The sequence below is a fragment of the Patulibacter medicamentivorans genome (assembly GCF_000240225.1).
GTDB lineage: Bacteria > Actinomycetota > Thermoleophilia > Solirubrobacterales > Solirubrobacteraceae > Patulibacter > Patulibacter medicamentivorans.
This window is the reverse complement of the sequence record NZ_AGUD01000004.1, coordinates 1-18,413: the sequence shown is the minus strand read 5'-3', so window position 1 is coordinate 18,413 and position 18,413 is coordinate 1. Positions and strand designations below refer to the sequence as shown.

The 18,413-nt window shown below is 74.6% G+C and carries 16 protein-coding genes; 10 read left to right on the top strand and 6 right to left on the bottom strand.

Features of this window, described 5'->3' with window-relative positions; genetic code table 11:
• The first annotated feature begins 12 nt into the window (after window positions 1-12).
• Entirely contained in the window at window positions 13-1,074 is a 1,062-nt protein-coding gene (locus PAI11_RS00565) for a hypothetical protein (RefSeq protein ID WP_007569746.1), read from the top strand.
• The gene (locus tag PAI11_RS00560) at window positions 1,071-2,192 is read left to right on the top strand and encodes a hypothetical protein (protein ID WP_007569745.1); all 1,122 of its coding nucleotides are present in this window, start codon (window positions 1,071-1,073) and stop codon (window positions 2,190-2,192) included. Before PAI11_RS00565 ends, PAI11_RS00560 begins: the two co-directional genes overlap by 4 nt.
• Before the next feature lie 98 nt (window positions 2,193-2,290).
• Here the strand turns inward: PAI11_RS00560 and PAI11_RS00555 are convergent, their stop codons facing one another.
• On the bottom strand, window positions 2,291-3,400 hold the full coding sequence (locus tag PAI11_RS00555) for a hypothetical protein (RefSeq protein WP_138974024.1): 1,110 nt from the start codon (window positions 3,398-3,400) through the stop codon (window positions 2,291-2,293).
• A 211-nt stretch (window positions 3,401-3,611) separates the two neighbouring features.
• On the opposite strand from PAI11_RS00555, the gene PAI11_RS00550 reads away from it, so the two are divergent.
• From PAI11_RS00550 to PAI11_RS00535, 4 genes are all read left to right on the top strand, one after another.
• The gene (locus tag PAI11_RS00550; RefSeq protein ID WP_007569740.1) at window positions 3,612-4,043 is read left to right on the top strand and encodes a PaaI family thioesterase; all 432 of its coding nucleotides are present in this window, start codon (window positions 3,612-3,614) and stop codon (window positions 4,041-4,043) included.
• 176 nt (window positions 4,044-4,219) lie between these two features.
• The gene (locus tag PAI11_RS00545) at window positions 4,220-5,086 is read left to right on the top strand and encodes a PaaX family transcriptional regulator (RefSeq protein ID WP_007569738.1); all 867 of its coding nucleotides are present in this window, start codon (window positions 4,220-4,222) and stop codon (window positions 5,084-5,086) included.
• A 140-nt stretch (window positions 5,087-5,226) separates the two neighbouring features.
• Window positions 5,227-7,392, top strand: coding sequence for a thiamine pyrophosphate-dependent enzyme (locus tag PAI11_RS00540; protein WP_040597443.1), 2,166 nt, complete (start codon window positions 5,227-5,229; stop codon window positions 7,390-7,392).
• Window positions 7,392-9,032, top strand: a complete 1,641-nt coding sequence (locus PAI11_RS00535) for an indolepyruvate oxidoreductase subunit beta family protein (protein ID WP_007569735.1) — start codon at window positions 7,392-7,394, stop codon at window positions 9,030-9,032. The genes PAI11_RS00540 and PAI11_RS00535 overlap by 1 nt, the downstream gene beginning before the upstream one ends.
• A 48-nt stretch (window positions 9,033-9,080) precedes the next feature.
• Here PAI11_RS00535 and PAI11_RS00530 read toward each other — a convergent pair whose 3' ends face one another.
• From PAI11_RS00530 to PAI11_RS00510, 5 genes are read right to left on the bottom strand one after another with little or no spacing between them, the layout of a single operon-like run.
• Window positions 9,081-10,706: a phytoene desaturase family protein gene (locus tag PAI11_RS00530; RefSeq protein WP_007569734.1), complete on the bottom strand. Its 1,626-nt coding sequence runs from the start codon at window positions 10,704-10,706 to the stop codon at window positions 9,081-9,083.
• The gene (locus PAI11_RS00525; protein WP_007569733.1) at window positions 10,696-11,181 is read right to left on the bottom strand and encodes a hypothetical protein; all 486 of its coding nucleotides are present in this window, start codon (window positions 11,179-11,181) and stop codon (window positions 10,696-10,698) included. Before PAI11_RS00525 ends, PAI11_RS00530 begins: the two co-directional genes overlap by 11 nt.
• Window positions 11,182-11,210: 29 nt before the next feature.
• Window positions 11,211-11,633 carry a carboxymuconolactone decarboxylase family protein gene (locus tag PAI11_RS23685; RefSeq protein ID WP_007569727.1) on the bottom strand — a complete coding sequence of 141 codons (423 nt, stop codon included), beginning with the start codon at window positions 11,631-11,633 and terminating at the stop codon, window positions 11,211-11,213.
• A gap of 34 nt (window positions 11,634-11,667) precedes the next feature.
• Window positions 11,668-12,429: an SDR family NAD(P)-dependent oxidoreductase gene (locus PAI11_RS00515; RefSeq protein WP_007569718.1), complete on the bottom strand. Its 762-nt coding sequence runs from the start codon at window positions 12,427-12,429 to the stop codon at window positions 11,668-11,670.
• Window positions 12,426-13,145 (bottom strand): FadR/GntR family transcriptional regulator, encoded by a 720-nt coding sequence (locus tag PAI11_RS00510; RefSeq protein WP_040597441.1) that lies wholly within the window; start codon window positions 13,143-13,145, stop codon window positions 12,426-12,428. Before PAI11_RS00510 ends, PAI11_RS00515 begins: the two co-directional genes overlap by 4 nt.
• 84 nt (window positions 13,146-13,229) lie before the next feature.
• On the opposite strand from PAI11_RS00510, the gene PAI11_RS00505 reads away from it, so the two are divergent.
• From PAI11_RS00505 to PAI11_RS00490, 4 genes are all read left to right on the top strand, one after another.
• Window positions 13,230-14,384 (top strand): M24 family metallopeptidase, encoded by a 1,155-nt coding sequence (locus PAI11_RS00505; protein ID WP_170320667.1) that lies wholly within the window; start codon window positions 13,230-13,232, stop codon window positions 14,382-14,384.
• Window positions 14,381-16,138, top strand: coding sequence for a hydantoinase B/oxoprolinase family protein (locus PAI11_RS00500; protein ID WP_007569712.1), 1,758 nt, complete (start codon window positions 14,381-14,383; stop codon window positions 16,136-16,138). The genes PAI11_RS00505 and PAI11_RS00500 overlap by 4 nt, the downstream gene beginning before the upstream one ends.
• Window positions 16,135-18,231: a hydantoinase/oxoprolinase family protein gene (locus tag PAI11_RS00495; RefSeq protein ID WP_007569710.1), complete on the top strand. Its 2,097-nt coding sequence runs from the start codon at window positions 16,135-16,137 to the stop codon at window positions 18,229-18,231. Before PAI11_RS00500 ends, PAI11_RS00495 begins: the two co-directional genes overlap by 4 nt.
• The coding region (locus tag PAI11_RS00490; protein ID WP_040597438.1) for an NAD(P)-binding domain-containing protein at window positions 18,228-18,413 on the top strand (186 nt) is incomplete at its 3' end. The genes PAI11_RS00495 and PAI11_RS00490, both read left to right, overlap by 4 nt.

Below are 18,413 nucleotides of genomic sequence, written 5' to 3'. Positions count from 1 at the left end.
CGCACCCGCCCCGTGAGCACCCTGCTGTCGGTCGCCGGCGTCGCGGCCGCGACGCTGGCCGGCCCAGCCGCCGCGCCGGCGGAGGACGCCGAGTGGTCCCGCGCCGGCGACTACGCCTGCTCGACCCTCGGCGGGCTCGCCCCGAGCACCGGCGAGCTGGCGGTCCGCCTGCGCACGGCGGCCACGGTCGTGCCCGGCGGGACGCTCACCGCCAGCGGCCGGCTGCAGCTGACGCTCACCTCGGGCGCGCCCGCCCTGGCCGGGCTGCTGACGCTCTCGCGCAGTGCCCAGCTGGCGCCCGGAACGATCGGGCTGCCCGTGCGGGTCGCGACGCCCGGAGGGATCGTCGAGCGGATCGTCGTCCTGCGCGACGTGCGCGCCGAGCCGGCGTCGATCCCCGGGCTCGGCGAGCCGCTCGTGCTCGCGGCCGCGCTCACCCTGCCGCCGATCGTCCTGCCGTCGGACGCGACCGGCGACGTCGAGATCCTGCTGCCCCGCGACGGGACGGCGGCCAGCGACGGCGGCGGCGATGACGCCGCGTTCACCGGCACCGTCCGCTTCGACGGCGGCCTGCTCCGCGACACGCCGCTGGCCTGCCGCGCGGCCGGGGCGCCGAAGGCGATCGTCGCCCGGATCCCGATCGTCGCGGCTCCCGCGCCGCCGCCGGCCGCCGCCACGACGCCCGCGACCACGACCACGGCCACGACGCCCGAGCGTCCGGGGACCACCACGCGCAGCGCACCGGCGCCGGCGACGTCGGGCGGCACGGACAGCGGCGACGCGGGCGGCGCAACCGACGGCGGCGCGGAGCTGACCGCCGACGCCGAGACGGGCTCGGGCCCGGGGACGAGCGGCGACGTCGCCGGCGAGCCGGACCCGTTCACCGACGCCGAGACCGCGAGCGCGACCGTCTGGGCGCCGGTGCCCGCCGCGACGCGCGGCGACGGCGACGTCGTCGTGCCGGCGTGGGTGCTCGGGGTCCTGCTGGCGGCGCTGCTGACGACGATGGGCCGGCAGGTGCTCGGCGGTTGGCGGCGCCTGCAGGAAGCGAAGATCGAGGGGGATCCGCGATGACCCGGTGCACCACCACCCTGCGTCCGTCGAGCGCCGTTCGTCGGGTCGGCCCGACCTGCGCGCTGGCGGCCGCGCTGCTGGCCGCGAGCCCGGCCGGCGCCCAGGCCGAGACGGTGGCCCGGCGCGCCCAGCAGACTTACCAGTGCGTCGCCAGCAACGGCGAGGCGATCCGGAACGAGCCGCTCGGGCTGGGCATGACCCTGAACGTCCCGACGTCGGTGGCGCCCGGCGCGTCGCTGTCGCTGCGGGGCACGGTCGACGTTCGGGTGCCGGACGAGTACAGCGCGGGCGCCGCCCAGTTCGACGTCAAGTGGGTCGACGCGATCTCCGACACGATGAACGCGAAGGTCACCGTCGGCGACCGGACGTTCCTGCACCCCGCCGACCGCTGGTCGACGGGACGCCAGCCGGCGCGCGTCCCGCTGGTGCCGAGCGGCCCGGTGACCTTCCCCACGATCCGGATCCCGGCCGACGCCCGCGGCGCCGTCACGATCCGGCTTCCCGGCAACGGCTTCACGCGCAACCCGCTCAGCGGCACGCCGGCGACGGTCGCGTACGTGGCCCGGGCCACGGTCCACTGGACGGTGACCTGGAGCTTCGCCTGGGCCTGCTCCGTGCAGTCCGGCGAGCCGAACGTCATCGCGACGATCCCGATCGTGGCGCCCGGCGCCCCGACGCCGACGGCCCCTGCGACGAGCGGCGGAGGCGGCACGCAGCGCCCTCGCCCGTCGGCTCCGTCGAGGGACAGGACCGATAGCCCGACGGGCACGACGACCTCCACCACCCCGCCGGCGACCGCTCCCGGCTCCGACAACCCGTTCGGGAGCTCCGCCGCGGGAGCCAGTGGCGGCGGGGCAGGGGCGACCGATGCCAGCGACGCGACCGAGACGAGCGGCGTCTCGACGGGCGAGGCGGCCGGGCAGCAGACGCCGGACGGCGCGATCGCTCCGACCGGTGGGGGCGCAGCACCGGTCCTCGCACAGCAGGCGACCGCGCAAGACGGCGTCCGGCTGCCGGCGACCTGGCTGTGGATCGCCGGCCTGGGCGGCGCCGGCCTGCTGGCGGGGTGGGCGGCGCACCTGCGCCGCCGGGTGCAGGTGCTCGAGCGCGACGACTAGCCGCAACCCGCCCTGAGGGACGGCATCCACCACGTCCCCTCCACGGCTCGGGCGCTCCTGGCGTGCATGCCTGAAACCGGCTCGCCGCCCCGCCGCTGCTACTTGTCGCGGATGTCGAAGTAGCCGTCGCCGCCGAGGACCATGCCCTCGCCGGCGGCCTGGAGGCTGCCGTCGTCGTTCAGGTACAGCCCGATCGTCTCGATCCGCTCGCTGCCATCGGCGAACGCCAGGCGCAGGGTGTGGTCGGCGCGAACCTCGTAGGTGCCCTTGCTGTTCGGCGGGATCGACGCCCAGTCGACGATCGGGCCGCTGCCGGACGCGACCGCGTCGCGGATGAACGTGCCGTCGGGACGGAAGGTCAGGTTCTCCGTGTAGTAGCTGCAGGACAGCGGGCAGATCCCGCTCGAGTTCGAGTAGGTGACCTGGGTGTCCCAGCGCGCCCCCGCCGGCGGGTAGCCGAACTCCAGGTAGGCGTCGCCGTCGAGCGTCAGCTTGCGGCCCTCGAGGGTGGCGGGCTGGCCGTCGATCGTCAGCTGCTTCTTCGCCGCGTCGTAGGAGTACGACTTGCACGTGTCGGTCACCGCGGTGCACGTCGGCCACGCGCTCTCGGCGTCCGAAGTGAACACCAGGTTCGACCCGGTGAAGTACAGCGTGTGCTGCTGGATCCCGGAGACCGTGTACGTCGAGCCCCAGAAGTAGCGGCCGGCCAGCGAGTTCGGGTCGGTCGACTGCCCCGGCTTGACGCCGAAGGCCAGCTTGCCCCTCGCCACCGTCCTGCCCTTGCGGACCACCTTCAGACCCAGGCTGCCGCTCTTGGGGCCCTTGCTCGTACGGCGCACCGCGACGCCGATCCGCACGGTCCTGCCCGCCCTGAGCGACCGCAGCTTGCGGCTCCGCCTGCCCTTCTCGGCGCCCGAGACCGTGACCGTCACGCCCTTCGCCGGGGACACGGTCAGCGTCAGACCGCGGATCGTGCCCTTGCCGGCGTTCCTGACCGCCACCGTCGCCTTCGTCGCCTTCGTCGCCAGCGGCTTGGCGATCGGCGTCGCGCTCACCTGGACCGACGGGCCGGCCGCGGACGCGGTCGCCGCGGGCCCGGCAGCCAGCGCCGTGGCCACCGCCACGACGACCCGCAGGCGCGGGCCGCGGACGCGATTGACGAGACGCCGCCGGTCGTCAGGGCGGGCGGAGACGGCAGATCGGGACATCGTTGCCTCGGGGGGGGATCGGAGTACGGACACCGCGAGCACGGGGCCACCGACCCGACCCTGGCCGCGCGTCGAAGTACGCCAGCAGCGTACGACACCCACCGACCGGGACCACCGCCTCCAGGCCGCCTCGCGCGTCGCTTGACAGTAGGCATGCCAGCGCGAAAGTATGCAAAGCGTTGACGGCGAACGACGCAGCGGGTGGGGATCGATGAGCAGCGGCGCCGCCTACGACGACGCGCTGGCGAACGCGTCGGCCTTCGACGAGTTCTACGGCCTGCGGATCCTCGAGTGCTCGGCCGAGCGGACCCGCGGCGCGCTCGACGTGGCCGCCCACCACCTGCAGCCGACCGGCGTCGTCCACGGCGGCGTGTACTGCAGCATCGCCGAGGCGCTCGCCTCGTTCGGCACCAACCAGGCCGTGGCCTCACGCGGCGCGTTCGCGCTCGGGCTGTCGAACGCCACGAGCTTCCTGCGACCCGTCGCCGGCGGGCGGATCCTGGGCAGCGCGGAGCCGCGCCACCGCGGCCGGACCACCTGGGTCTGGGACGTCGAGCTGCAGGACGACGAGGGCCGGCCGTGCGCGATCTCGCGCGTCACGATCGCGGTTCGCCCGGCCGACGACGCACGCCGGCGTCCCTAGTCGACGGCTCGTCCGCCGACGCGACGGCCGGGACCCGCCGCGACCGGGGTCGCGCGCCGTGCGCGCCGGCCACCTGCGCTCTAGGCTGCGCGGTGCCAACGATGCCGTCCCCCGACTCCCACCACCCGTCGCCCGCCCGCCGTCGCGCGACTCGCGGCGCGCAGGATCAGCGTCCGGTGGCCGCCGACGGCGCCCCGCTCCAGCCGCAGGATCTCGTCCTCACCATCCTCGGAGCCCACCTGCGGGATCCACGCGCCACCGTCTGGTCCGGCGGCGCGGTCGAGCTGCTGACCGAGTTCGGCTTCTCGATCGAAGCCGCCCGGGCCGCGTTGGCCCGGCTCGCGGGCCGCGGGCTGCTCGCGCGGCACAAGCAGGGACGGCTGGCCTTCTACTCGCTGACCAACCGCGCCGACGAGCTGCTGAGCGACGGCGACCGGCGGATCTTCGGCTTCGGCCGCGCGGCCCGCGCGAACGACCTCTGGACGATCGTCTGGCACGCGATGCCCGAGGCCGAGCGCGTCGCGCGCTCGCGACTGGCCTCGCGCCTGCGATTCCTGGGCTTCGGCTCGGTCCAGGACAGCACCTGGATCGCCGCTCGCGATCGGGAGCCCGAGGCGACGGCGCTCCTGCGGTCGCTCGGCATCGAGTCCTTCGCGTCGGTCTTCGTCGGACGGCTGTCGCGCGGGCTCTCCCCCACGGCGATCGTCGCCCAGGCCTGGGACCTCGACGCGGTCGACCGGCAGTACCGCGCGTTCATCGATGCATACGCGCCCTTCCGGGCCGCCGAGCAGCAGGCCGCCCTGACCCCGCGGGAGGCGTTCCTGATCCGCACGGCGATGCTGCACCGCTTCCGGTTCTTCCCCGCCCTGGACCCGGAGCTCCCGCCGGAGGTCGACGCCGTCGGCGAGCTCCGGGAGGACGTCGTCGCGCTGTTCGACGCGCTCTACGAGGGACTGGCCGAGGCGGCCGACGCGCACTTCCACGGCGTCGCGCAGCAGGAGCGGCTCGTGCTCGATCGCGAAGCGCCCGAATCACCTCGCTAGACATATCACCTCGCTCCTATGTAGACAGATCGCCGGCGCGGCGGTAGGCTGCTTCGTGGCCGTGGCGCTCCCCGCTGCGCGCCACGCGTCCGGGTCCGGCGTCGCCGGACCGAGGTTCCACCACAAGGGGCGAAGCGGAGATGGCCGAGCGATCCTTCACCGCCGAGGTGCAGCAGCTGCGCCACGGCGCCGGCACCGAGTTGCACGTCGAGGGCATCCTCGCCGTGACCAAGGCCCTGCTCCAGTCCGGCGTCGCGTACGTCGGCGGGTACCAGGGCGCCCCGATCTCGCACCTGATGGACGTGCTCGGCGACGCGCGCGAGATCCTCGACGAGCTGGGCGTCTACTTCGAGAACAGCGCGTCCGAGGCGACCGCCGCCGCGATGCTGGCCGCGTCGGTCCACTATCCGCTGCGCGGCGCGGTGACCTTCAAGTCGACGGTCGGCCTGAACGTCGCCTCCGACGCGCTGGCGAACCTGGCCAGCGGCGGCGTCAAGGGCGGCGCGCTCGTGATCCTCGGCGAGGACTACGGCGAGGGCTCGAGCATCATGCAGGAGCGCTCGCACGCGTTCGCCATGAAGTCGCAGATGTGGCTGCTCGACCCGCGGCCGAACATCACGGCGATCGTCGACGCGGTCGAGGCCGGCTTCGAGCTGTCGGAGGCCAGCAACACCCCGGTGATGCTCGACCTGCGGCTGCGCTCCTGCCACCTGCACGGCGCGTTCACCGCCAAGGACAACCGGCGGCCGCCGATGACCGTCAAGGACGCGATCGAGAACCCGGCCCGCGACGTCAGCCGGGTCGTGCTGCCGCCGGCGAGCTTCCAGCACGAGCAGGAGAAGGTCAACGACCGTTGGCCGGCCGCCGTCCGCTTCATCAAGGAGCGGGGCCTGAACGAGGTCATCAACGACGGCGCCAGCGACATCGGGATCATCACCCAGGGCGGGCTGTACAACACGCTCAACCGCTCGATGGAGCTGCTCGGCTGCTCCGACCCGTTCGGCAACACCCAGGTGCCGCTCTACGTCATGAACGTGACGTACCCGGTGGTCGACGACGAGATCGTCGCGTTCTGCTCCGGCAAGCGCGCGGTGCTGCTGCTGGAGGAGGGCCAGCCCGACTACCTGGAGCAGAACCTCAACGCGATCCTGCGCCGCGCCGGGGTCGACACCGCGCTGCACGGCAAGGACCTGCTGCCGGTCGCCGGCGAGTACACGTCGGCGGCGATGACGAAGGGGATCGCCGCGTTCCTCCAGCGCTACCAGCCCGACCTGGTCGTCCACGAGCCCGCCCTGCTGCTGGACCGCGACGACCCGGCCAGCCCGTTCGCGTCGCCGGTCGATCCGGCGGCCATCCTCCCCCGGCCCCCGGGCCTCTGCACCGGCTGCCCCGAGCGCCCGATCTTCAGCGGCATGAAGCTCGCCGAGCGCGAGACCGGCCAGCACCACGTCAGCGCCGACATCGGCTGCCACCTGTTCGCGATCAACGCGCCCTTCGACCTCGGCGCGACGACGATGGGCTACGGCCTCGGCTCGGCCGGCGCCTCCGCGCTCAACGCGTCGGGCGCCGACCGCTCGACCGTCGCGATCATGGGCGACGGCGGCTTCTGGCACAACGGCCTGACCAGCGGCGTCGGCAACGCGGTCTTCAACAAGAACGACCAGGTGCTGGTCGTGGTCGACAACGACTACAGCGCCGCCACCGGCGGCCAGGACGTGCTCTCCTCGCACGCCGACACGCCGCTGCGCTCGACCCAGCACCCGATCGAGAAGGCCGTTCGCGGGATCGGCGTCGAGTGGGCGAAGACGATCGACAACACCTTCGACGTCACCCAGGTCCGCGACACGTTCGTCGAGGCGTTCGAGGCCAAGGACGCCGGCCCGAAGGTGCTCGTGATGCAGAGCGAGTGCCAGCTGAACCGTCAGCGGCGCGTGAAGCCCGAGATGCGCAAGGCGCTGAAGGACGGCAAGCGGGTCGTGCGCGAGCGCTTCGGCGTCGACGCCGAGACCTGCACCGGCGATCACGCCTGCATCCGGATCTCCGGCTGCCCGTCGCTGACGATCGCGTCGAACCCCGACCCGATGCGGACCGACCCGGTCGCGAAGGTGCTCGACAGCTGCGTCGGCTGCGGCGTCTGCGGCAACAACGCCCACGCGGCCGTCCTCTGCCCGTCGTTCTACCGGACCGACGTCGTGCACAACCCGACAGCGCGCGACAAGGTCCTGGTGCGGATCCGCTCGTGGTGGATGCGCGCCCTCTCCCGCGGGCTGGAGCGCCGCGCCGCGCGATTCGAGGTCGCCGCCTGATGTCGAGCTGGTCGGAAGGGCGGCGTCCGCTGACGCTCGCGATCCTCGCCCTCGGCGGCGAGGGCGGCGGCGTGCTGGCGGACTGGGTCGTCGCGGTCGCCGAGCAGGGCGGCTGGTACGCCCAGAACACCTCGGTCGCCGGCGTCGCGCAGCGCACCGGGGCCACCGTCTACTACGTCGAGCTGTTCCCGCCGGCCGAGGGCGACGCCGCGACCGGCGGCGTCCGCCGCGAGCCGGTGATGAGCATCTTCCCCACCCCCGGCGAGGTCGACGTGGTCGTCGCGTCGGAGCTGATGGAGAGCGGCCGCGCGATCCAGCGCGGGTTCTCGACCGCCGACCGGACCACGCTGATCACCTCGACCAGCCGCGTCTACTCGATCGACGAGAAGATGGCGATGGGCGACGGCCGGGTCGACGACGCAGAGTTGCTGGCCGCCGCCGGCCGCGCGTCGAAGCGGCTGGTGGCCGCGGACTTCATGCAGATGGCCGAGGACGCGGGCAGCGTGATCAGCGCCTCGCTCTTCGGCGCCGTCGCCGGCTGCGGCGCGCTGCCGTTCACGCGCGAGGCGTTCGAGGCGCCGATCCGCGCCTTCGGCAAGGGCGTCGAGTCCTCGCTGGCCGCCTTCGCCGCCGGCTACGACGCGGCCACCGAGCCCCCCGCCGCACCCGCGCCCGCCCCGGTCGAGCTGCCGATGAGCAGCTGGTCGGGGGCGTCCGACGCGGGACCGGCGCGGCCCTCGCGGGCCGTCGAGGCGCGCAAGGGGCATCGCGAGGAGGAGCGGCGGCGGATTGCCGCAGAGGACCCGGGGTCGCTCGTCGGACCTGGCCTGCGACCGCTGGCCGAGCAGGTTCGCGAGCTGCCCGAGGCGGCCCGCTCGATGACGCTGCACGGCCTGGTGCGGACCGCCGTCTACCAGGACGCCTCGTACGCCGAGCGCTACCTGGAGCGGGTGCGGCGATTCGCCGCGGTCGACCCCGACCGCGAGGGCGAGGCCCGGCTGACCTGCGAGGCGGCCCGCCACGTCGCGCTCTGGATGTGCTTCCAGGACATCATCCAGGTCGCCCAGCAGAAGACCCGCCGGGCGCGGATGGACCGGATCCGCCAGGAGGCCAAGGCCAAGCCGGACCAGCTGCTCCAGGTGCGCGAGTACCTGCACCCGCAGTTCGACGAGCTGACCGACTCGATGCCCGCGGGGATGGCCAAGCGGCTGCGGCGGTCGCGGATCGTGCGCCGGACCGTCCAGGCGGCCACCCGCCAGGGCATGATCCTGAACACCACGTCGATCCTCGGCTACACGCAGCTGTCGCTGCTGGCCCGGATGCGGCCGCTGCGCCCGCGGACGCTGCGCTTCGTGCGCGAGCAGGAGGCGATCGACCGCTGGATCGAGCGGGCGCTGGGCGTCGCGCCGGCCGACGGCGAGCTGGCGCGCGAGATCGTCGAGTGCCAGCGGGTGCTGAAGGGCTACGGCGCGACCTACGAGCACGGCAGCGAGAGCTTCGCCCGGCTGATGGACGCCGCCGACGAGCTGGCCGGCCAGGACGGCGCCGCCGAGCGGCTGGCCGCGCTGCGCGACGCGGCGCTGGCCGACGAGCACGGCCACGAGCTGGAGGCGAAGCTGCCGAAGGCGCCGGCGCACTGAGCGCCGGCGGCGTGCCGGGCCGCCGTGGCCGGGCACGCTCCCGCAGGTTCAGCCGCGTCCGCGCCGCAGCCGCGACCGCAGCCGCTCGCGGGCGGTCGGGGCCAGCAGCGCCCGGGCCACGATCCGGCCCGAGGCGGCGTTCAGGCCCGGGCCGGGATAGGTGCTCGCCCCGCACTGGTACAGGCCCGCCACGGGCGTGGCGTGCGAGCCGAAGCTCGGCAGCGGTCGCCACAGGTAGGACTGGTCGAGGTCGGTCGCGCCGGCGTAGATGTCGCCGCGGACCAGGTTCGGGTTGCGGCGCTCCAGCTCGCGCGGGCTGAGGATCGCCCGGCCGACGATCGACTCCTGGAGCCCCTCGACGTGGACGCCCAGCCGCTCGACGATCCGGTCGGCGTAGGCCGCCTCCAGCTCCGGCGTCCAGCTGCCCTCACCGACGTCGATCGTGCCGGCGGCGTCGCCGGTCGGCCGGTAGGGCACCTCCTGCAGCTGGATCCAGATGATCGCCCCGCCGGCGGGCGCGCGGCTGGGGTCGATCACCGTCGGCTGGCCGCAGACGATCGTCGGCTCGGCCGGCAGCAGCCCGAGCGCCGCGTCGACGCAGGCGCGGGTGACCCCGTCGACGCCCGACGTCAGGTGGATCAGCGGCGCCCGCGCCAGGCGGGCGTCGCCGCGCCAGCGGGGCGGAGCGTCGAGGGCCAGGTGGATCTGGGTGCCGGCGCGGCGGCCGTAGCGGAAGCGGGCCGCCTCGTCGGTCGCCTGCCGCGGCGCGCTGCCCGCCGCCAGCAGCGAGCCGTAGAGCTGGGTCGGGGTGACGTTGGCGATCACGGCCCGGCGGGCGGCGATCTCCTCGCCGCCGGCGCGGACGGCGACCGCGCGACCCCCGCGGACGACGATCTCCTCGACCGCGGTGCCGGTGCGGACGGTGCCGCCGTGGGCCGCGATCAGCCCGACGAACGCGTCGACGAACCCGACCGAGCCGCCACGGACGACCGGCAAGCCGCCGGCGTGGAGGCCGCCGGCCAGGGCCAGCAGCGAGAACGCGCCGCCGGCGTCGTCCGGCGTCAGGCCGGTGTGCAGCCCCCACGGCGCCAGCAGGTCGCCGACCGCGCGGCCCTCGAAGGTCGACTCCAGCCACGCGCGCGAGCTGGCGGCGACCCGCGACCCGAGCGCCGCGAACGCCCGGCCGCCCATCGCCCGCCGCAGGCCGGCCGCCTGGCGCAGCGCGCCGAGGCCGTGCAGCTCGACGCCGAGCAGGCCGCCGATCGACTCGATGTGCCGGCCCAGGTCGGCCAGCTCCGCCAGGTACGCGGCGCCGTCGCGGTCGCCGAAGCCGGCCGCGGTCCGCTCCGGGTCGCGGTGGCCGACCACGGCGCTGCCGTCGGGCAGCACGCTGGCGGTGACCGCGTCGTCGGCGTTGACGTAGTCGAGTCCGTGGGCCCGCAGCTCGTCCCCCAGCTCGGCCCACGCCTGCGACCCCTGGAACAGCGGGTGCCAGCTGGAGAACGTGTCGTGGCGGTAGCCGGGGACGGTCAGCTCCTCGGTGGCGACCGCGCCGCCGGCGCGGTCGGCCTGCTCCAGGACCTCGACCGACCAGCCCGCGCGCGCCAGGTAGGCGGCGGCGACGAGCCCGTTGTGGCCGCTGCCGACGACGACGGCGTCGACCTCACGCGCCATGGTCGCTGGCCTCCCGCGCCCGGCGCCCGACGGCCAGCGCGCTGCTCGAGTCCAGCCGGCCGCGGATCAGGTGGACCTCGGTCTGGAAGGCGTGGAAGGTGCGGGCCCAGCTGTCTGGCCGCTCGTCGCGCGTGCGCCAGACGGTGAGGGTGATCACCGACCCGCCGTCGTCGTGGCCGAGCTCGGCGCGATCGACGACCCGCGCCTCGACCACCCGCCGCAGCGCGTCCGGGTCCGGGCCGACCGCGTAGTCGACCAGCCGCAGCTCGGGGTGGCCGGTGACGCGGACGTACAGGTCGCTGCCGTCCCACAGCGACGTGCCGCGGTAGACGTCCCCCTCGACGTGCTCGCGATCCCAGCTGCCGAGCGCCCAGTGGGTCTGGAGCCGGCCGGAGGCCATGAACGCGAAGGCGTCGTCCGGCGACGCGTCGACGGCGATGCTGGCGGTGTGGGCGTGGGGATCGTTCGGGGGCACGTTCGGCTCCGGGTCGGGGTCTCGGGTCGTCAGCGGATTGGCGTCGAGGGGCCGGACGGCCCGGCGTCACCCTCGATCGGCCCCAGCTCGGCCCGCAGCAGCTCCATCGCGGTCGACGCGCGCGGGTAGCCGACGTAGCCGGCCAGCAGCACGATCGCCGCCTCCAGGTCCTCGGGCGCCAGGCCGTTCTCGCCCGCCCACCGCAGGTGGCCGCGCAGCCGCCCTTCGACCCCGCCCTGGGTGACCAGGCTGGAGATCACGACCAGGCTGCGCTCGCGCATCGTCAGCCCGTCGCCGCTCCAGGCGCCGCCGCTGGCGTGCTGGGCCTCCTCGGCCATCCGCGCGCCGAGCATCCGCGCCATGTGGTCGTGGACCTCGTCCTCGGGGACGCCGAACTGGCGGGCGTACATGGCGATCCCGCGGGCGCGGCGATCGGGGGTCGGCTCGATCATGGGTCTCCGGGGAACGGGCGGCGACGACGCGCGCTCAGCGCATCAGCAGGCCGCCGTTGAGGTCGAGGGTGGCGCCGGTGACGAAGCCGGCCTCGTCGGAGGCCAGGTAGGCGACCGCGGCGGCGACCTCCTCCGGGCGCCCCAGCCGGCCGACCGGGATCGAGGCGGCGATCACCGCCTGCCGCTCGGGGCCGAGCGCGTCCATCACCGGGCCGGCGATCGCGGCCGGCGCGACCGCGTTGACGGTCACGCCGTGGGGCGCCAGCTCGGCGGCGACGACCTTGGTCAGGACGCCGATCCCCGCCTTCGACGCCGCATAGTGCGCGCCGCCATTGACGCCGCCCTGCTGGCCCGCGATCGACGAGACGTTGACGATCCGGCCGCGGCCCCGGTCGCGCATGTGCGGCGCCGCGGCCCGGCAGCCGGCGAAGACCCCGCCCAGGTTGACGCCCAGGACGTCGTCCCACTCCTCGCGCTCGATCTCCCAGAGCGAGCGCGCGACCGAGCGGGCCGCGTTGTTGACCAGCACGTCGAGCGCCCCGTGCTCGGCGACGGTCGCGTCGACCAGCGACCGCACCGCGTCCCAGTCGCGGACGTCGAGGACCGCCGCGCTGCCGCCGATCTCGTCGGCGACGGCCCGCGCTCGCTGCCCGGCCAGGTCGGCGACGACGACGTGGTCGCCGCGCCGCGCCAGCTCGCGGGCGATCGCCTCGCCGGTGCCCCGGGCGGCTCCGGTCACGATCGCCACCCGCCGGCTGCCGGCGGGCGCCGACGGGCCGTCGGGGCGGTCGCTCATCGGGCCACGGCCCCGTCGGCGGCGAAGAAGTCGGAGGAGCGGCGCAGGTGGCGCCGCATCGCGTGGGCGGCGGCCGCGGGGTCGCGCCGGTCGACCGCGTCGACGACTCCGTCGAGTGCGACCACGACGTCGGCCGGCCCGAGCGCCGAGGTCGCCCGGCCGAGCCCCCGCATCGCCTTGACCGTCTCGCGCGTGGCGCGGACGAGGAAGGCGTCGTGGGTGCACTCGGCCAGCAGCCGGTGGAAGCGCAGGTCCAGGTCGAACGCCTCCTCGACGCTCTCCGGCAGCCCGTCCGGCGCCGGCAGCGCCGAGGCCAGGCTGCCCAGCTCGTGCGCGGTCCGGCGGCTGGCGGCGAAGCGCGCCGTCAGCACCTCCTGCGAGCGGCGCAGCTCCAGCAGCGTGGCGTAGTCGGTCGGCGGCCCGGCGCCGCGGGCGGCGGCCCGCTGGTGGCGCTCGCGCGCGACGGCGATCGCGTCGCCGGTCACGCGGTAGCCCCCGTGGCGGCCGCGGGTGACCGAGAGCGCGCCGTCGTCGCGAAGCGCGCGAAGAGCGATCTGGGCGGTCGGGGCGGAGACGCCGAACTGCTCGGCGATCACGTCGACGCGGGGCAGCGCGTCGCCGGCGGCGAGCGTGCCGTCGAGGACCAGCTCCTCCAGGCATGCCCGGAGCTGCTGCGGTGCGGAGAGGACCGGATGCTCGAACAGCACGCTGGCCATACTCTGCATGACAGCGCGCCATAGTGTCAAACAACAAATATCTTGCGTTGACGAACGCTCGACGGCTGTGGTCCGATGGCGTGCATGGCAGGACTCTCTACCGCCGAGCATCAGCGTCGCGTCGGGTTGCTGCACCAGCTCCTGGACGACGAGGGCCTCGACGCCCTGGTGCTCGCGGCCAACGACTACCGCGGCCACAAGGGCACGCTGCGCTGGGTCGGCGACTACAACCTCGCCCACCGCTACGGCTACGCCGTCATCGCCCCCGGGTGCGACCCCGTGCTCGTCCTCCCGGTCAACCTGACGATGAACCCGCGCGGCCGCGGCGACGTCGCCGTCCGCTACGCCCGGCGGGTCGCCGACGGGCTGCTGGAGGAGCTGGGCCGCGGCCCCGCCCCGCGCCGGATCGGCGTCGTCGGCCTCGGCCAGGTGATGAAGATCGAGGACTACCTGGCGATCGCCGCCGCCCACCCCGACGCCGAGATCGTCGACGCCGGCCCCGCCTTCGAGCGCGTCCGCGCGATCAAGTCCGACGAGGAGCGGGCCGGCGTGGTCGAGTCGACGAGGATCGCCGAGCGGTGCTTCGCACGGCTGCTCGAGGTCGCCGGCCCCGGCGTCAGCGAGCGGACGATCGGGGCCGAGGTCGCCCGGGTCGCGCTGGCCGAGGGCGGCGAGGACCTGCTGTTCCTGACGATGTACGGCCGCGACCGCGGCGACGGCACCGTCGAGGGCCACTTCGGGCAGGCGGTCGACCGGCTCCTGGCGCCCGGCGACCTGCAGATCTTCTCGTTCGAGATCGTCGGTCCGCTCGGCTACTGGATGGAGCTGTCGCGGATGGTGACGATCGGCCCGCCGAGCGAGCTGCAGCAGCGGATGAACGCCGCCGTCGTCGCCGGGATGGACGCCGGCACGGTCGCGCTGCGGCCCGGCGCCGACCCCCCCGCCGCCCAGCGCGCGATCGAGGCCGCCGTCGCCGAGCACGGCGCGCGCTGCGCCTACTGGTCCGGCCACGGCCTGGGCCAGGACGTGCTGGAGGAGCCGTGGATCGGCCTCGACGTCGTCGAGGACCGGGCCACCGGCGCCATGACCATCGCCGAGGGGATGACCCTCGCCCTGCACCCGTACGTGGTCGACGCGGAGGACCGGGCCGTCGGCTACATGGCCGATTCGCTGGTCGTCGGCGCCGACGCCACGACCGCGGTGTCCTCGCTCTCCCGCGACATCTGGAGCGTCGCATGACGACCCCCGATCCGATCCTCGCCTCGGTCCTGCAGCGACGGGTCCAGGCGATCTCCCACGAGATGGCGACCGTGCTGATGCGGTCCTCCCGCTCGCCGATCTTCAACGAGATCGGCGACCTGGTGACCGTCGTCTTCGATCGCGACGGGCGCACCCTGGCCCAGACCGAGTACGCGTCGATCATCGCCAACGGCGCCCAGCCGCCGCTGCAGCGGATCATCGAGTACTTCGCCGGCGACGTCCACGACGGCGACGTGATCCTCCACAACGACGTCTACAGCGGCGGCAACCAGAACGCCGACGTCGGCGTCTTCGTGCCGATCTTCTGGCGCGACCAGCTCGTCGCGTGGACGGCGAGCAAGGGCCACGTCGCCGACATCGGCGGGATGACGGCCGGCGGCTACGACCCGCGGGCCCGCGACGTCTGGCAGGAGGCCTTCCGGATCCCGCCGCTGAAGCTGCACGACCGCGGCGAGCTGCGCCGCGACGTCTGGGATCTGGTGCGGGCGAACATCCGGCTCGACATCGTCGCCGAGGACATCAAGGCGATGATCGGGGCCTGCACGATCGGCCGGCGGCGGATCGTCGACCTGCTCGACCGCTACGGCGCCGAGACCTTCGACGCCCACATGGACTACGTGATCGAGGCGTCCGAGCGCCAGGTCCGGGCCGAGATCGAGCGCTGGCCCGACGGCGTCTACCGCGGCGAGAGCTGGATGGTGTCCGACGGGCTCGACCCGACCGCGCGCTACCGCGTGGCGGTCGAGATCACCGTCGCCGGCTCGGACATCACGTTCGACTTCAGCGCGACCGACGACCAGGCCCCCGGCTTCACCAACATGCCCGCCGCGTCGGCGATCGGCGCGATCCGGATCGCGTTCCTGATGCTCGTCACCGCCGGCGGGCTCTCGATCCCGGCCAACCACGGCGTCTTCGCCCCGATCCGGACCGTCTTCCGCAAGGGCTCGCTGATCGACCCGCGGTTCCCGGCCTCGACGATCTTCGGCAACCAGATGTGCGACGAGGTGGTCGAGGCGATCATGCTCGCCCTCTCCGATGCCCTGCCCGACCGGGTCACCGCCGGCTGGAACCAGTTCCTGTGCACGGCGCTGAACGGGGTCGACCCGCGGACGGACGAGCCGTCGGTCTCGCTGACGATCTTCCAGCGCGGCGGCCCGGGCGCGATGCGCGGCGCCGACGGCTACGACGCCCTCGGCTTCAGCGGCACGCCCGGCTCGATGCGCTCGCCCGACATGGAGATGTTCGAGCTGTCGACGCCGCACCTGATGCACTACTACGAGTACCTGCCCGACTCGGCCGGCCACGGCGAGTGGCGCGGCGGCTACGGCACCCGCTCGAGCTGGACCTTCCTCGGCGTCGACGAGGCCGGCACGACGATCGGCGACGACGTCGCCAGCGAGGGCGCCGATCCGCCGCACGGGCTCTTCGGCGGCGGCGAGGGCGGCCTCAACGAGCTGACCCTGCGCTTCCCCGACGGGACGACCAAGGCGTGGGGGTCGAAGGAGATCGTCGAGGGGATCCCGGCCGGCACCGTCTGCGTCTCGCGCAACGGCGGTGGCGGCGGCTACGGCGACGCTCGCCAGCGCCCGCCCGAGCTGGTGCTGGCCGAGGTCCGCGACGGCCTGCTGAGCGCCGAGGCGGCCCGCCGCGACTACGGCGTGGCGATCGCCGCGGACGGCCGCACGATCGACGAGCAGACGACCCGCCGCCTGCGGCAGGAGGAGCGCGCATGAGCTACCGGATCGGGATCGACGTCGGAGGCACGTTCACCGACTTCCTGCTGCTGGGCGAGGGCACCCGGCTGGTCCACAAGACCAGCTCGACCCCCGACGACCCCTCGCGCGGGTTCGTGACCGGCCTGGCCGAGATCGCCGAGCAGCTGGGCCTGGACCTGGAGGCGTTCGTCGCCCGCCTGGACCTGATCGTCCACGGCACGACGGTCACCACCAACGCGGTCCTGACCCACCGCGGCGCACGCACCGGCCTGCTGGTGACCGAGGGCTTCCGCGACGTGCTGGCGCTGCGCGACGGCACCCGCGAGGAGCCCTACGACAACCGGCTCCAGCCGCCGACCCCGCTGGTGCCGCGCTACCTGCGGCTGCCGGTCGGCCAGCGCACCGACCACGCCGGCCGCGAGCTGGCGCCGCTGGTCGAGGACGACGTGGCGACCGCGGCCGCGACCTTCCGCGAGGAGGGCGTCGAGGCGGTGGCGATCTCGTTCATGCACTCCCCCGCCGACCCGGCCCACGAGCGGCGGACCCGCGACCTGCTGCGCGAGCTGCTGCCCGACGCCTACGTGACCGCGTCGAGCGACCTGCTGCCCCAGGTCCGCTACTACGACCGCACCAGCACGACGGTGCTGAACGCCTACGTCGGGCCGATCATCTCGCGCTACCTCGACGCGCTGACCGGCCGCCTGGCCGAGCTGCGGTTCGGCGGCACGCTGCTGATCATGCAGTCCAACGGCGGCGTCGCGACCCCGGCCGAGATCAGCGAGCGGGCGGCGCTGTCGCTGCTCTCCGGTCCTGCCTCCGGCCCGACCGCCGGCCTCTGGCAGCTGGCTCCGCACGGGCTGCGCGAGTGCATCACCGTCGACATGGGCGGGACCAGCTTCGACGCCGCGCTGGTCAAGGACGGGGAGCCGCTGCTGATGAACGACGGCACCGTCGACCGCTGGCGGCTGGCGCTGCCGACGATCGACATCCACACGATCGGCGCCGGCGGCGGCTCGATCGCCTGGCTCGACGAGGGCGGGCTGCTGCACGTCGGGCCGCAGAGCGCCGGGGCCCAGCCGGGACCGGCCTGCTACGGCCGCGGCGGCAGCGCGCCGACCGTCACCGACGCCGACCTGGTGCTCGGCTTCCTCGGCGAGTCGTCGTTCCGCCACGGCGGGATGACGCTCGACCGCCAGGCCGCGGTCGACGCCTTCGCGCCGCTGGCCGAGCGGTTGGGGCTGAGCGTCGAGCAGGCCGCGGCCGGCGTCTACGACCTGGTCAACGTGACGATGGCGACCGGCGTCCGCGACATCAGCGTCCGCCGCGGGCTCGACCCCCGCGACTTCCCGCTGGTGGTCGCCGGCGGCGCCGGCCCGCTGCACGCCGCCGCGATCGCCCGCGAGCTGGAGATCCCGGCGCTGCTGGTCCCTCGCGAGTCGTCGATCTTCTGCGCCGCCGGGATGCTGATGTCGGACTTCAAGCATGACGGCGTGCGCGCGTACAAGACGCCGCTGGCGATGGCCGACGAGTCCCGGATCGCGGCGCTGATCGACGAGATGGAGCGCGCGGGCCGCGACACGCTGGCCCGCGAGGGCGTGCCGGCCGACCGCGCCGAGGTGCGGGGAGCGCTCGACCTGCGCTACGTCGGGCAGTGGCACGAGCTGACCGTCCCGATCGACCTGCCGGTCGATCGCCAGGCGGTCGCCGCCGCGTTCCACGAGGAGCACGACGCGCTCTTCGGCCACAGCTCGCCCGAGCAGCCGGTCGAGCTGCTGGCCGTCCGCCTGGTCGCGATCGGCCGGACCGAGAAGCCCGGCCTGACCGAGGCCGGCCCGGACACCGGCAGCGTCGAGGCGGCGCTGCTCGACACGCGGCCGGTCTGGTCGGCGGCGGCGCGTGCGCTGGTCCCGACTCCGGTCCACGACGGCGCCGCGCTGCCCTCGGGCGCGCGGCTGACTGGCCCGGCGATCGTCGAGCTGCCGAGCACCACGATCGTCGTCCCCGACGGGTTCGTGCTCGACGTCGACGCCTATGGCGCGTTCGCGGTCCACGAGGGCGAGCGGGGCGCGGCGTTCGCGGCCGGCCTCCACGGCGTCGGGGCCGCGGCATGAGCGCGGCGCCGGTCTGCGGGGTGCTCGGGGTCGGCGCGCTCGGCGGCGCGATCGCCGAGCGGCTGGCCGCCGCGGGCCTGACCGTTCACGCCCACGACCGCTCGCCGGAGCGGGTCGCGGCGCTGGCCGGCGACGTCCGCGCTTGCGCGACCCCGCGCGAGCTGGCCGCCGCCTGCGACGTG

Coding starts and splice junctions, on each gene's coding strand:
- PAI11_RS00555 (WP_138974024.1), bottom strand. CDS start 3,400: ATGTCCCGATCTGCCGTCTCCGCCCGCCCTGACGACCGGCGGCGTCTC.
- PAI11_RS00530 (WP_007569734.1), bottom strand. CDS start 10,706: ATGGCGCGTGAGGTCGACGCCGTCGTCGTCGGCAGCGGCCACAACGGG.
- PAI11_RS00505 (WP_170320667.1), top strand. CDS start 13,230: ATGGCAGGACTCTCTACCGCCGAGCATCAGCGTCGCGTCGGGTTGCTG.
- PAI11_RS00535 (WP_007569735.1), top strand. CDS start 7,392: ATGTCGAGCTGGTCGGAAGGGCGGCGTCCGCTGACGCTCGCGATCCTC.
- PAI11_RS23685 (WP_007569727.1), bottom strand. CDS start 11,633: ATGATCGAGCCGACCCCCGATCGCCGCGCCCGCGGGATCGCCATGTAC.
- PAI11_RS00550 (WP_007569740.1), top strand. CDS start 3,612: ATGAGCAGCGGCGCCGCCTACGACGACGCGCTGGCGAACGCGTCGGCC.
- PAI11_RS00560 (WP_007569745.1), top strand. CDS start 1,071: ATGACCCGGTGCACCACCACCCTGCGTCCGTCGAGCGCCGTTCGTCGG.
- PAI11_RS00500 (WP_007569712.1), top strand. CDS start 14,381: ATGACGACCCCCGATCCGATCCTCGCCTCGGTCCTGCAGCGACGGGTC.
- PAI11_RS00540 (WP_040597443.1), top strand. CDS start 5,227: ATGGCCGAGCGATCCTTCACCGCCGAGGTGCAGCAGCTGCGCCACGGC.
- PAI11_RS00495 (WP_007569710.1), top strand. CDS start 16,135: ATGAGCTACCGGATCGGGATCGACGTCGGAGGCACGTTCACCGACTTC.
- PAI11_RS00510 (WP_040597441.1), bottom strand. CDS start 13,145: ATGGCCAGCGTGCTGTTCGAGCATCCGGTCCTCTCCGCACCGCAGCAG.
- PAI11_RS00515 (WP_007569718.1), bottom strand. CDS start 12,429: ATGAGCGACCGCCCCGACGGCCCGTCGGCGCCCGCCGGCAGCCGGCGG.